The sequence below is a fragment of the Nitrospina gracilis 3/211 genome, from assembly GCF_000341545.2.
Classification (GTDB): Bacteria; Nitrospinota; Nitrospinia; order Nitrospinales; family Nitrospinaceae; genus Nitrospina; species Nitrospina gracilis.
Map to the genome: position 1 here is coordinate 3,058,662 of NZ_HG422173.1, position 13,950 is coordinate 3,072,611.

General features: G+C 54.8%; 12 protein-coding genes. 5 read left to right on the top strand and 7 right to left on the bottom strand.

Annotation, left to right across the window (positions count from 1 at the left end; translation table 11 throughout):
- Positions 1–119: 119 nt before the first annotated feature.
- Entirely contained in the window at positions 120–317 is a 198-nt protein-coding gene (gene rpsU, locus TX82_RS14680) for a 30S ribosomal protein S21 (RefSeq protein ID WP_042251432.1), read from the bottom strand.
- A gap of 105 nt (positions 318–422) precedes the next feature.
- Complete coding sequence (locus TX82_RS14685; protein WP_005005991.1) at positions 423–1,733, bottom strand: DEAD/DEAH box helicase; 1,311 nt, start codon at positions 1,731–1,733, stop codon at positions 423–425.
- Positions 1,734–2,761: 1,028 nt separating this feature from the next.
- Here TX82_RS14685 and TX82_RS14690 point away from each other — a divergent pair.
- The 3 genes from TX82_RS14690 to TX82_RS15505 all read left to right on the top strand — a co-directional run bounded on the left by TX82_RS14690 (position 2,762) and on the right by TX82_RS15505 (position 7,910).
- Positions 2,762–4,846, top strand: a complete 2,085-nt coding sequence (locus tag TX82_RS14690; RefSeq protein ID WP_005005994.1) for a TonB-dependent receptor family protein — start codon at positions 2,762–2,764, stop codon at positions 4,844–4,846.
- Positions 4,847–5,053: 207 nt separating this feature from the next.
- Entirely contained in the window at positions 5,054–6,202 is a 1,149-nt protein-coding gene (locus TX82_RS14695) for an amidohydrolase family protein (protein ID WP_222823031.1), read from the top strand.
- A 193-nt stretch (positions 6,203–6,395) separates the two neighbouring features.
- A complete protein-coding gene (locus TX82_RS15505) occupies positions 6,396–7,910 on the top strand; it encodes a tetratricopeptide repeat protein (protein WP_005005998.1) in 1,515 nt (504 codons plus the stop codon).
- 42 nt (positions 7,911–7,952) lie between these two features.
- Here the strand turns inward: TX82_RS15505 and arsC are convergent, their stop codons facing one another.
- Together arsC and TX82_RS14710 are read right to left on the bottom strand one after the other, a co-directional pair.
- Positions 7,953–8,300, bottom strand: a complete 348-nt coding sequence (arsC, locus tag TX82_RS14705) for an arsenate reductase (glutaredoxin) (RefSeq protein WP_005006000.1) — start codon at positions 8,298–8,300, stop codon at positions 7,953–7,955.
- 88 nt (positions 8,301–8,388) lie between these two features.
- The gene (locus TX82_RS14710) at positions 8,389–10,077 is read right to left on the bottom strand and encodes a SulP family inorganic anion transporter (RefSeq protein ID WP_222823034.1); all 1,689 of its coding nucleotides are present in this window, start codon (positions 10,075–10,077) and stop codon (positions 8,389–8,391) included.
- Positions 10,078–10,397: 320 nt separating this feature from the next.
- Here TX82_RS14710 and TX82_RS14715 point away from each other — a divergent pair, with 320 nt between their 5' ends.
- Together TX82_RS14715 and TX82_RS14720 are read left to right on the top strand one after the other, a co-directional pair.
- Entirely contained in the window at positions 10,398–10,802 is a 405-nt protein-coding gene (locus TX82_RS14715; protein ID WP_042251437.1) for a YqaA family protein, read from the top strand.
- Between the two features lie 12 nt (positions 10,803–10,814).
- Positions 10,815–12,227 (top strand): ArnT family glycosyltransferase, encoded by a 1,413-nt coding sequence (locus TX82_RS14720; RefSeq protein ID WP_144079193.1) that lies wholly within the window; start codon positions 10,815–10,817, stop codon positions 12,225–12,227.
- A gap of 105 nt (positions 12,228–12,332) precedes the next feature.
- Here the strand turns inward: TX82_RS14720 and TX82_RS14725 are convergent, their stop codons facing one another.
- The 3 genes from TX82_RS14725 to TX82_RS14735 form a co-directional block, all read right to left on the bottom strand.
- Positions 12,333–12,755 (bottom strand): hypothetical protein, encoded by a 423-nt coding sequence (locus TX82_RS14725; RefSeq protein WP_005006006.1) that lies wholly within the window; start codon positions 12,753–12,755, stop codon positions 12,333–12,335.
- Between the two features lie 69 nt (positions 12,756–12,824).
- Positions 12,825–13,415, bottom strand: a complete 591-nt coding sequence (locus TX82_RS14730) for a hypothetical protein (RefSeq protein ID WP_005006009.1) — start codon at positions 13,413–13,415, stop codon at positions 12,825–12,827.
- Positions 13,412–13,950, bottom strand: a 539-nt coding sequence (locus TX82_RS14735) for a L,D-transpeptidase family protein (RefSeq protein ID WP_222823036.1), incomplete at its 5' end; no start/stop codon positions are given. The genes TX82_RS14735 and TX82_RS14730, both read right to left, overlap by 4 nt.

Below are 13,950 nucleotides of genomic sequence, written 5' to 3' on the forward strand. Positions count from 1 at the left end.
GTCCCCTTATTGCTTACAGGGAGGCGGGAAGCAGACTGTGGTGGAGTACTACGCAGGCGCGTGGGTTTGGCCAGCCTTCGGGAACGGGTCCCGGTTCAAGCGCCGCAAACCCTTCCTTATTACCAGGAAGGGCGCGAGCGGCGCATGGCGGAGCGTTTCTTTTTCTGCGCTTCCTTCATTTTGCGCTTTTTCTTGACCGACGGCTTTTCATAATACCGGCGGCGTTTGAGTTCCTTGAACAATCCTTCTTTGCTGATCTGGCGTTTCAGAACCTTGAGCGCCCGATCGACCTGATTCTGATGAACGATGGCTTCGATGATGGGGTCCTCCTTGGTTAAAAGTTGACTCGATTCCTGTTCCCTTATGCATCAGGGAACGTGCCGGACCCGGTCCGGGTCCGGCGCTTCCATTCAATCTTAACACTAACCCGCGCGGGATGAACGGGCGCGAAACGGTTTTCTTCTGCTTCCGTTGCCATTGCGGCGCGGCTGCATGCCATTCTCCCCGCGATTCGAGCGGTTGAATTTATCGTTTCGGCCATTGCGGGCCCCTTTCAGAGCCGCCACGCTGGCGGAATGATAGGGGTGATCCGTATCCACGTCCACGGTGCTTTTGATCTCCCGTTCAATGCGGCTCAGGTAAGGCCGCTCCCCGGCATCGCAGAACGACAGCGCAATGCCTGTCGCACCCGCCCGCGCGGTGCGGCCGATGCGGTGAACGTAGCTTTCCGCTTCTTTGGGCAATTCGTAATTGATGACGTGGGTGATGCCGTCCACATCCAGACCCCGCGCCACGATATCGGTCGCCACCAGCACCCGCGTTTTACCGGACCGGAATTTTTCCAGCGCCTGCAAACGGGCAGGTTGCGACTTGTTGCCGTGAATGGCTTCAGCGCGGATGCGCGTCTGGTTCAGTCTCTTTGCCACCTGGTTGGCACCATGCTTGGTACGGGTGAATACCAGCACGCGCTCGATCTGAGCGTCACCCAGCAGGGACTCGAGAAGAGCCTTCTTGTTTTCCTTGTCCACGAACAGGATTTTCTGCGCGATATTTTTTCCCGTGGTGGAAGGGGGCGACACGGAAACGTGAACCGGGTCGTGGAGAAACGTGGAGATGAGCCGGCGCACTTCCTGCGGCAGGGTGGCCGAAAACAGCATGGTCTGCCGCTTCTGGGGAAGAGCCGAATGGATGCGGCGCACGTCCGGCAAAAAGCCCATGTCCAGCATACGGTCGGCTTCGTCCAGCACGAAAATTTCCACTTTATCGAGGCGCAACGCCCTCTGCTCCATCAAATCGAGGAGGCGTCCGGGGGTGGCGACCAGCACATCGACGCCGCGTTTGAGAGCGCGAATCTGGTGAAAGGTTTTGACGCCGCCGTACACCAGGGCCCGGCTGAGTTTGAGATGGCGTCCATACACGCGAAAACTTTCTTCGATCTGCACCGCAAGCTCGCGCGTCGGCGCCAGGATCAATGCCCGCGCCCCCTTGGGCCCGGGAACGGTGTTGGATTCCGCCAGCCTCTGCAACAGGGGCAGTGCGAAAGCAGCGGTTTTGCCGGTACCGGTCTGGGCACAGCCCAACAGGTCGCGGCCCTGCAGGAGATGCGGGATGGATTCCGACTGGATCGGGGTCGGCGTCTGGTACTGTTCCTCTTCAAGAGAGCGGAGAATGGGGTCGATCAGGTTGAGGGATACAAATCCCTCGGCAGAGGGAGCGGTCAATACAGTGTTCAAAATAATATCCTTTGGTAGTGTTGCTCGAAATAGAAGGCGCAACGATTCCAGACTCTTCAGTGCAAGCCCGAAGATGCGGCTTCGTACCCGGTGATTCGGGTGATAGCGTTAATTTGAGGAGAACAAGAGGGAAGGGAAACAGAAACGCGCCGGATTAGGGTTCCGGGAAGGTTTCGATCCAGAAAGAAAGCTTTTCAGCTCATCGCCGCCAATTCTCTAACAGCTCAATCAACTAGCAGGGAATATTATAGCGCAAATGGAAACAATAAGCGAATGCAATTCGAAAATAGAATGCCATGACCGGGACATCCCAAAAAGCCCCGGGCTTCTGGCCTCGAACCGGTGAATTGGCATTCCTTGCCCCAAAACCACCCTTTTTGATGAGGGGCCGACGGACAAATAGGTTGATTTTATGGATACTATTTCATATTATTTGCCCATGCTGAAGCGAATTGTGACAGGTATTCTGGTTACGGGAGGTGTGTTGTTGCTGTTTGCGGCGCAGGCTGTAGCCGCACCGCATGCCCACGAAGGCGTGAACCCATTCGCTTCCCATGCGTCTTCAACGAACGCGGAAAAACCCCATTGTCCGCAACATGGCCACCACCTGTTGATCCTCTGCCCGCATGCTAACCGGGCAGGCGCCACGCATCCCGTGGACTGCCAGATCAGCCGGGATTGCGGTGAGCATCCGCGGGCTGTGGTTACCGGGGGTTCGCCCCTGCCGCCTATGGAACGGATCGTGGGCCCGCTAACATCGAACCCCTTTCTCCAAGGTGCGTCCGTCGCGTCACACATTGCTTCCTACAATTCTATCCCCCCCCTGGGTCTGCTGCCCCCCCTCCCCGGTCCTTCTGACTTCATTCGAACCCATTACAACTTTATTGAACGAACCCGGCATCTGTCCGTGATCGGTCCTGCTGTTACCGGCGGCACCTTATTCACTTCTGTTGGTAAACAGACGTGAAGCGATCACTCAAAGACCGGCCGTGGTTCCAACCGTTCCAGGAAGTCAAAAGGAGGTTCCCGTGAGCAGCAGGCTGAAATTCGTGTTCCCATTCTTTGTAATTGTTGTTTTGAGTTATTTTTTCTTTGCACCCGCCGCGTTTGCACAGGGCAAGGATATCGTACTGAATGAAATCGAAGTCGTTGGTAAAAAGGAAAAACCGAAGGGGACGCTGACCGTTCCCAGCAATGAGGAAGCGGAAAAGGAAATCAAGAAAGCCCCGGGCGGCGTGAACGTGGTCACCGAGGAATCGTTTGAGGACCGGTACACCCTCAATTTCGAGGACACGCTGGCGCTGGTCCCCGGAGCGTTCGCACAGAAACGGTTCGGCGAGGAAGTGCGGCTGTCGCTTCGCGGCTCGGGACTCGCACGCGGATTTCATCTTGTCGGAATAAGGCTGTTGCAGGATGGCATTCCTTTCAACCTGGCCGACGGCAGTGGCGATTTCCAGGAAATGGATTTCCTCGCCTTGCAACGCATCGAGGTCTATAAAGGCGGTAACGCTCTGCAATACGGCGGCATCACGCTGGGCGGCGCGGTCAACCTGATCACCAAAAACGGCAAGAGCCATCCCGGCCAGATGTACCGGTTCGACGGCGGCGCCGACCAGACCTTCCGCCTGCACCTGCAATCCGGTTACCAGTTTGAAAGCTCCGACCTGTTCGTCAGCGTCACCGCCACCACCAGCGACGGTTTCCGCGACCACGCCAAGCAGGAAAACGTCAAGTTCAACAGCAACTACGGTCTGCGCCTGTCGGATTCGGTGGAAACGCGTTTTTACCTGAGCACCAACGTGATCGCGCAGGAACTGCCGGGCACCGTCACTTTGGGCCAGGCTCTCAGCAATCCGGAAAACGCCAACCCCTCGGCCATCACCCAGGACTGGCAACGGGACATCAACTCCGTGCGCCTTTCCAATAAAACCACTTTCGATCTGGGCAACGGCCGGTTCTTGGACGTGGGCGCGTATGTCAATCACAAAACCCTTTTCCATCCCATCACCTCGTTCGTCGGCATCATCGACCAGACCAGCCTCAACTATGGCATGTTCGCGCAGGCGCATGGTTCCTACACGCTGAGCGGGTATAAAAATGAATTTCGAGGCGGCGTGCTTTCCCAGTTCGGCTACACCAATGCGCTGGTGTTTCAAAACTTCGGCGGTGCGCGCGGCGCCTTGACTTCCGACCAGGATCAGTCCGCGGAGACGGTGGTGTTGTACGGCGAGAACCATTTCTACTTCAATCCGCAGTGGGCTCTGGTCACGGGCGGCCAGGTGATTTATGCCGGACGGGAATCGGAAAACAGGCTTGCGCCCGCGCAGAGCGATTCCCAAACCACCGCCACCTTCAACCCGCGCGTGGGTGTGATGTACCACCACACCCCCAACATCCAGTTTTTTGCCAACGTCACGCGCAGTTACGAGCCGCCTGACTTTTCCAACCTGACGCAGGGCGGCGCGGCGGGATTCGCTCCGCTCTCCGCACAGAAAGCGTGGACCGTCGAGGTGGGAAGCCGCGGACAACAGGGACGCGTGGCGTGGGACATTGCCCTCTACCGTGCATGGGTGGACGACGAACTGCTGCAGTTCACCACCGGACCCGGGTTCCCCGTTTCCACCTTCAATGCCGACTCCACCATCCACCAGGGTGTGGAAGCGGGTCTCGATTTCCTTCTGGCCAACAACCTGTTGCAGAGCGGCGACCGCCTGCAATGGCGGAACGCGTACACCTACAGCGATTTCAATTTTGACGGCAACGTTCAGCATGGCGATAACACCCTGCCGGGCCAGCCGCCGCATTTTTACCAGGCAGAATTGCGCTACACGAACCGGGACAAATGGTTTGTCGCGCCGACCCTGGAAGCGGCGAGCAGTGCGTACGTCGATTTCTCCAACCGGTTGAAGGCACCGGGTTACGCCATCCTCGGGTTCACGGCGGGTTACACGGTGAACAAGAATATCGACGTGTTCGCCAACGGACGCAACCTGCTGGACAAAAACTTCATCTCCACCTTTTCCACCATCGCCACCCCGACGGCGTCCAACCAGGCGGCGTTTTATGCCGGAGACGACCGCCGTATCTTTGGCGGAGTGCGCCTCAAGTTTTGACCTGCGGCGGCCGGTGATATTGAATTTGCAAAAAGGGGAGATGGAAACATGAAAATCCGGCAGAGGACCAAATCAATGTGTGGGAGGGTTGTCAGGCAGGTCCTTTGCCTGGTCTTGATTGTTTCGGCTCCCCTTTTCGCATCCGCCCAGGAACATAACGCAAGCCCGGTCCTCATCCGTGCGGAACGGGTCTTCGATGGTCATCACGTGCGGACCCACACCGCCGTTTTGATCCGGGATGGAAAAGTGGCGGAAACGGGTCCGGCGTCCCAGCTGAAACCGGAAGGCGCAACCGTGATCGATCTGGGCGATGCCACGCTGCTTCCCGGTTTTATCGAACTGCATGCCCACCTTACATACAAAAAGGTGCCCGAAGATACGGTTCTCCGTCACGGCATCACCACCCTTCGCGATGTGGGGGGACCCGTCCACCCGCCGCGCGGCGGCAACGGCACCTTGCGAGTGATGACCTCCGGGCCAATTCTCACCGCGCCGCAGGGTTATCCCATCCCGGCCCTTGGCACAGCGAATATTGCCATCCCAATCCACAATGAGGGCGAGGCACGCAAAACGGTGCGGGATCTGATCGCCAAGGGGGCGGTGGTGATCAAGATCGCGCTGGAACCGGGAGGAGAGCACCGCGCCCCGTGGTCGATGCATCACGCACATGGCCACGGCCATGCCACCCCCGCCTCACACCAGGAAAAAGCAGATCATACGCACAAAGCGAAAACCCCTCACACAGGTCCACATTCCAGTCAACATTCCTCGCATACCCCCGCTTCCTCACACTGGCCTTTGCTTCCGGAATCGGTGGTGAAAGCCATCGTCGACGAAGCGCACCGTCACAACAGATCTGTCACCGCCCACGTGGGCGAAGAACGGGGGGTGCGCATCGCTCTTGCGGCAGGAGTCGATGAATGGGCGCACATGCCCTGCGATCCCATACCCGAATCATTGCTGAAACAGGCGGTGGCTCAGAATGTCACCATTGTTTCCACTCTTGATACGTTGTCCAAATGCACCGGCATTCAACAGAATGCAAAGATGTGGAAGGCGCTGGGTGGTTCCCTGCTCTATGGAGCGGAAATCGCGCATCCCGACATCCCCTGGGGCATCGACGGGCAGGAACTGCTTTACCTCATGCAGTGGGCGGGAAAGAACCCGATGGAAATCCTTCGCGCCGCGACGTCCCACTCCGGAAAACACCTGGGTGTACCGCTTCTCGGTACCCTGGAGCCGGGGGCGCCAGCGGACCTCATCGCCGTGAAGGGAAACCCGTTACACGGCCTGAAAGCCCTCGAATACCCCGACCTGGTGATTTCCGGTGGCCACGTGGTGGTGAACCGCTTCTGACCTACACCCTTTATTTTTAACTGGCCTGCAAACGGTTATCCACACACGCCTGTTAAAGAAAACCCCCGCTTTTCCTGGACAGCCCCGGACTTCAATTCCTTTCCCTTGTCATAATTCAAAAAATCCGAATAATAGAGGTCTTGCGACATCGAACAGGAACCCTTGCCAACGATCGATCGAAATAGGTTACGTTTTGCAAAATCCTCAGCTCAGTATTGACCAACTTCTTCAGGAAGCGGCGCAGGCGCTGAATGCCCAACGGCTGGAAGATGCCCGGAATTTGCTTCAACAGGTATTGGAACTGGACGCCAGCCATTTCGATGCACTGCATATTCTGGGGGTGCTGGCTTTCCAGAAAGGCAGCCCTGCGGAAGCGGAGGATTTCATTCGCCGCGCGCTGGCAGTGGACGACGGTTTTGCCGAAGCACACTACAACCTTGGAAAAGTGTTGCGGGAACGGGGACGGCTGAAGGAAGCGGCGGAGGCTTACCAAAAAGCCGTGCGGATCAATGACCGCCTCGATCCGGCATGGTTCAACCTGGGGCTGGTCGAGTTGGAATGGGGCCATCATCCGCAGGCGGTCGATGCCTTCCGCCGAGCGGCAGAAATCGATCCCACCGATCCGGACTATCCGTTCAACCTGGGAAACGCCCTTTCCACCCTGGGAGACGTGAAGGAAGCCCGTCGGCAATTCGAACGCACGGTTTTCCTCGATCCGTCCTACGCCCACGCCTGGAATAATCTTGGCATCATGTTGCGGGAATGTGGGGAGATTAAAGAGGCGATGGATGCCTACCAACGCGCCCTGGACATCAATCCCCAGTTCGCGGATGCCCATTTCAATCTCGGCAACCTGTATGAAGCCCAGGGAAATGCCGAGCAGGCTTTGGTTTCCTATCAGCAGGCGGTGAAAGCCAACCCCAGGTTTGCCAAGGCATACAATAACCTGGCCAACATTTATTACCTGCAAATGGAAATGGACCGGGCGCGGGAGACCTATGAAACGGTATTGGAGATCGACCCCGCAAACCATACGGCCCGGCACATGATGGACGCCCTGCGCGGCGCAACCACCCAGGCGGCTCCGGCGGAATACGTCTCCCGGCTGTTCGACAAGGCAGCACCGGAATTCGAGGAAAGGCTGGTCCTTTCCCTCAAGTACCAGTCACCTAAAGAACTTCGGCAGATGCTGGACGCTTTGGTTCCGGAAGAAAAGGTTTTTGACTGCGCGGTCGATCTGGGTTGCGGTACCGGGCTTTCCGGAGAAGCGTTCAAATCGCGCACCCGAAGGCTGGTGGGTGTGGACCTCTCTGCGCGGATGCTGCAAAAGGCCCGTGAAAAAAAAATCTACGATGCCCTGCATGAAGGAGGACTGGTCGAGTTTCTTGACCAGTCCCAGGAGAAGTTCGATCTGTACCTTGCGGCGGACGTGCTGGTGTACATCGGTGATCTGGACCCGTTGTTCCAGGCGGCGCGGAAACGCGCAACAGGCAGTGCATGGTTTTTGTTTTCAGTGGAACGGGTGGATGAAACCGATTTTGCCCTGCGACCGACCGGGCGCTACGCCCATTCCCGATCCTACATCGAATCCATTGCAGACAAACACGGCTTTACCTGCATGGCGATTGAGGAAACGGTGGTGCGCATGGAACGCGACGAACCCATTCCCGGTTACAACGTGGTGACCCGCCTTAAAGAAACCGACTGAGGAAAGTAACCTCAAGGCCCCCTCAATCCCACCATTATCTATTTATAGTATTTCCAGGACCTGTTCCGGCGGGCGGCCGAGCGCGGCTTTGCCGTTTGCGAGCACGATGGGGCGCTCGATGAGAATGGGGTTTTCCGTCATAGCCTGAACCAGTTCCTCGTCTGTCAGTCCGGGGTTGTCTAGCTTCAAATCCCCGTATTCGTCCTCTTTTTTTCGCATCAACTCACGCGGGGTCATACCCAGTTTTTTCAGGATCCCCATCAACGTACCCGCCGATGGCGGAGTTTTAAGATATTCGACGACTTCGGGCTCGATGCCTTTTTCCTTCAGCAACTCCAGCGTCGCGCGCGACTTACTGCATTTCGTATTGTGGTAGATGGTGACTGACATGATTTCTTCCCTGAATGTTAGATTTTTAAAACCATAATTCAAAATCTCCACCAGCTTCGCTTAAAGAGGTGCGAAGGACAATGGAAAATCAATCGTCCTCGGAAAAATTCAGGGTTTTCCTACGGCTGAGATAATCCACGCAATCTGCGAGTTCCGGAAACAGGAACCGCTCGGGAATCAGGCTGGGTATCATGTCGATTTTCATGAGCATGTCCTGCGGCTGATCCTGCAATCCGCAAATGAAAACGGTGATCCCGCGGCTTTTCAAATCCAGGACCACCTCTTCCATGGCAAACAGTCCGGTCTGGTCGACGAACGGCACTTCCTTCATTTTAAGAATGACAATGCGAATTCCCTGGAACTGTTTGGCGATATCCTGAAACGTCATCGCAAACCCAAAAAACAGCGGGCCGCGGAGGCGTTTGATGAAAACCGCGTCGGACAATTCGGGCGTCAGGCAAACGCTCTCATCGGCGGACGAGTCCTGCGAGTTGGAATAGGAGCCCAGCGACATGACTTCCGTCTGGGTTTCGGCCAGGTCTCCCATTTTTTTCATGAACAGGATGGAGGATAGAATCATGCCGAGGGCCACGGCCTGAATGAGGTCCGCGAATACGGTCATCAAAAGCACCGCGACCATGACGGCGGTCTCTTCGCGAGGGAGCCTGAAGATGTGCTTGAGGCCCTTGTAGTCGATGATGCCGATTCCCACCGTCACCAGGATTCCCGCCAACACCGGTACCGGAATCCGGGACACCCAGGGCCCCGCGACCATGAGCACCAGAATCAGGGACAGGCCGTGCACCACGCCGGAAAGCCGCGTCCGCGCTCCCGAATTGGTATTGACGAGGGTGGACATGGTGGTGCCCGCGCCGGGGATGCCGCCAATCGAGGCCGCCGCCATGTTGCCAAGCCCCTGACCGATCAATTCCTGGTTGCTGTCATGCTTGGTTTTGGTGACGTTGTCCGCGATAACGGAAGTGAGCAGCGAATCGATGCTCCCCAGAAGCGCCAGGGTGATGCCGGAATAAAAAATTATCTCCAGGTTCATCGATTCCCAGTTGACGAGCAGACCCAGCTTGAACTCCGGTAGCTGGGAAGGGATGGCCCCGATGTTGACCACTTTGAAACCCGTCCACACCGCCAGCACGGAAACAGTGACCAGGGCCAGCAAAATATTGGGTACGGTGCGGGTGATTTTCGGAAAAAGAAAAATGATGGCCACCGTGACCAACCCCAGGCTCGCCGCTTCGAAATTGAAGTCGGAAAAAAGTTGAGGGAGCCCGAGGAGTATGTTGTGAATGCCTTTCGGCGATTCCTTTCCCACCAATGGGAAAATCTGGAGAAGAATGATGATGATTCCGATTCCCGTCATGAAACCGGAGACCACGGGGTAAGGGATGTACCGGATGTATTTACCGAACCTCAAAACTCCGAAGAGGGCCTGCATCACTCCTGCAAAAAAGAATGTTGCGATGATGGTGGGAAAGGCGGCTTCCAGGCTTCCTGCCTGTTCGATCGACCCGCTGACCACAAGGGCGGCAACGACAAGCATCGGCCCGGTGGGTCCGCTGATCTGGGTAGGCGTACCGCCAGATACCGATGCGACCAGGCTCAGGGCGATGGCACCATAGAATCCCGCAACGGGACCCAATCCCGACTGGGCTCCAAATGCGAGCGCCAGCGGAATGCCCACGATTCCGGCGGAAATGCCTCCGGCCATATCCCCGCGCCAGTTGGCAAAGGTGAAGCGTTTCAATTCCGGTGTGGAAACCACATGCAAGCACCCAAAAGGTTCGCATTCAAACAAGGGTGAAAATCGCTGCCATTTTCAAGGAGCCGGTGGCAGTTCAATAGTAGTCCATCGCTCGCAAAAGTCCACTGTTTCTTGTTGTGATTATTTTCTGATTTTAAAACCGGTGGAATTCGTTCAGCCTGGTTCCATTTCTGGAGGCTCTATAAAAACGCATTTAATTCGAGTACCATTGGTTCCCACATCAGCTTTGCGCTCTGCTCGCTGAAATTCAAACTTCTTTCAAAATTTTGTATTTTAAGAGTACGCATTTGGAATCGCTTATAGAATGGAATTATTTGGGAATGTTCTCCGCCGCGTTCCTCGCGGCGACGATTCTCCCTTTGAGTTCCGAGGTGGTTCTGAGTGCCCTCCTGTTGAACGGCCTGACGCCATCGGTCCTGGTTGCCGTTGCCACCCTGGGCAATGTGCTGGGTTCCGTCGTGAATTTCGGGCTGGGTTACTGGGGTACCGAACTGTATAAACGGAAATTTTTCAGGGTTTCAGACAACGAAATTGATGCTGCGCTGGCACGGTACCAAAAATATGGCACCGCCTCCCTCGTCTTTGCATGGGTCCCGGTAATCGGTGATCCCCTGACCCTCGCGGCAGGCATCCTGCGGGTGAATTTCATGGCATTTCTTGTTCTGGTCACCGCGGGAAAACTGGGACGATACCTGGTGCTCACTTACATCATCCTGCAAACCTGACCGAGAATGGACATGCCAGATCAAGCCGTGGCTTCAAATACATCACGCTACCGGATAATTCTGGCTCTGGCTGTTTTGAGCTTTCTTCCCACTCTTTTCCTGCCCTACACAGGTGAGGAAGGTGTTTATACCATCACTTCGATGGAAATGGCTCAGCGCGGCGATTGGTGGATTCCCACTTTATACGGAGAACCCTACCCGCGCCCTCCCATGATGAACTGGCTGATGTTTCCTCTTGCCTGGCTGACCGGATGGGAAAACATCCTGGTTGCATCGCGCTTGGTGGCGGCTCTGGCTACGGTCGCGACAGGATGGCTCCTCCTCGCATTTGTCTCCCGGGTTTACCGGGACAGGCAACTGGCTTTTCACAGCGCCCTGTTCTTTTTTTCCGGCGATACGCTTTTTTACCGCGGCTGGCTCGCTTACGCCGATCCCCTGTTCGGATTTTTCGTATTTATCGCCATTGCTTCCCTGATGCTGATGGTCCATGAAAACAGAAAAATCTTTTTATTGGGCGTCATGTTTGGATTGACGGGATCCTTCCTCACCAAGGCCGTCACCGGATACGTTTTCTATGCCCTATCACTTGTGGTGGTTTGCATCTTCCATAAACAGGGACGCAGAATCATCGCGACGCCCTTATCGATCCTCATGCATTCCCTTGCTTTGGCGGTTCCTGTGCTCTGGTCGAGGTGGGCCGAGGGGGCGGGGTCCCTAATTGCGATGATGCAGCTGGTTGTGGACAAGCTGACCGGAGTAAATCCTCCCTTTTCCCCAGTCTCGTTTCTGGGGGAACGGGTTGCTTTTCTGGCGGAGAGTGGTGTCGTCCTGTTACCCGGAAGCGCGATCGTGTTTTATCTGATTTTTCGAAACCGCTCCCTGCCCTCCGTCAAACAAAACCCTTTTGCGCAAACGGTAGCGTGGCTGGTATTTTTGAATTACCTGCCGTACCTGTTCGCTCTCTCAACCAACATCCGATATGTCCTTCCCCTCTATCCGTGGTGCGCCCTCCTGCTTGCCCTGTTGCTGTCGGATCAGAAAACGTTTCCCCTGAAACGATGGGCGACGCCTCTGTTTGCCATGATCGTTTCGCTAAAACTGTTATTCACAGCCGGCACCTTTCTCTGGTTCCAGACCAGCGATCATTCTAATGCCCATTCAAAAGCGGCCAGGCAGGTGATTGCTCAAACCGGGCTGCATCCCCTTTATGTCGTGGATTCCTCATCCATCGGACTCAGCGTGACGGCGCACATCGACAGCCTGCGATTTCCCGACCCTCCCTTGACCAAACCCAGCACCGGCTGGGCCGACGCCTTCGTGCTGGCCCGGGAATACCAGTTCCCGAATGACCGGGTGGTCGCTACTTTCCATTTACCGGGAGGAACGATCCATCTGCGTTGCCGCGGCAGCGCTTGCATAAAATAATTTTCACAATCCACACTTCTGAAGGTCCTTGAAGGAAAATCCAATTTTGGTCGCTGTACTTAAGAAACACATATTTAATAATTGCGATAATTGCCAACCACAAATCTAAAAGGGGTGTTCCCAAAACAGGTCGTCCTGATCGTAGGTGAAGCTGATCGTGTTGCCCCCGTTCACGCTCCTTGAGGTAATCCGGAAACTGTTGTCATACGTCCGGCTCACGCTCCCCGACACCGTCCCGCTCCAGGTGGTGGAGAGCGGCAGACTGCCGTCATACGTGAACGACAACCCCTCTCCGCCCGGGGCGGTGATGGTGTTCAGGTTTCCCGTCACGCTGTCGTACCCAAAACCCACTGTCCCACGCGGGATGACGAAACTGCTGAGGCGTCCCCCCGTATCGTAGTTGAACGATATGGTCTGGCCATCGGGGCGGGTGATGAGCGTCGGTTGCTTATCCAGATTGTAAGAAAACTGCGTGGCGTGCTGGGGGAGGCCGATGTTCGGCGGATCGTAATCCGTCTCCAGGTTCACGGCATCGTAGGCGAAGCCGTGTTGCGGCCGGCCGGGCGGGGACCCTAAATGAAGTCGATGAAATCAACCTTATTTTGGAAGATCCCTGACCTTGAGATCAATATCCGGAAAGTTCACACACTCATCAAATAACCAAGATACATTTTTTCCATTTGGAAATTTAATATCACCAATGAATTTCATATCCGAGTCAAAATCAAAAACCCACTCTTCGTTTTCACGAGTCACATGAAATTTTCTATCTCCGTATTCGTTATAAACGACTGGAGGTAGTTCAATAGAAATTTTTGCATCATCCTCAAACCTATCAGAGCCCATATATTTTATACATTTTAACCATCTTGAATTCCCTTCTAATGAAGGGGTGTTTTTTGTAACGAACTCCCTGATTTCCGGGCGTATCGTGGCTATATCTGTACCATCATTAACTTCAGGGAAATATCCATAAAGAACCCCATATTCATACCCAAACGCATGATCAAACAAGGCCCTTGAGTCAGACATTTTCAGTTCAGATTTCTTAGACAAAGTTTCGAAAAACTGGTTTATAGTCTTCACCTGTTGCTTTATGCGAGGGTGGCTCGAGTCTAATCCACCTCCAAAACTCACTGAAAAAAACACAAAGGTTATTAGAATTTGAAATATGATTTTCTTAATCAATTGGCCTCCACAAGCACAGCGATTCCTTGTTTTTTGATATTTTTTCTAATACCCAGGTAACCATTTAATTTATTAAAAAACCGCTTCGCATCAGCACAGACCACCCCAATACAACCCTGTTTGCCTATTTCACTAAAACGACCTGTAACCTGGTCCGGGTGTATCCTGAGCAAATCACGGGTAGTATGGTTTAGTGGGAAATTTTGTAACGTCATGTTGTTTTCACTTGTCTCACCTGTCATAGCATCTATATGCGCATCAACCCGGAAAGAATTATTCAGGTCCAAACTGAATGCCGCAAGAGGACACACCATTCCACTCTTGGTTCTTGGTCGCAAATAATCTCCCCAAAAAAGTCCTTCGGGGGTTGGTTTTAAACCACTTGCTGTTCCGGTAGTCGCCGCGAATACGTCCAGAGGGTTGTCGTCATCATCGAACCAGATCACGACGCCTCTTCCTACCGGAGAAGTCTTGTCATATTGAAAGAGCAAATAATCCAATCCTGTTATGTCGGTCATATTGATGGGGTCTCCGA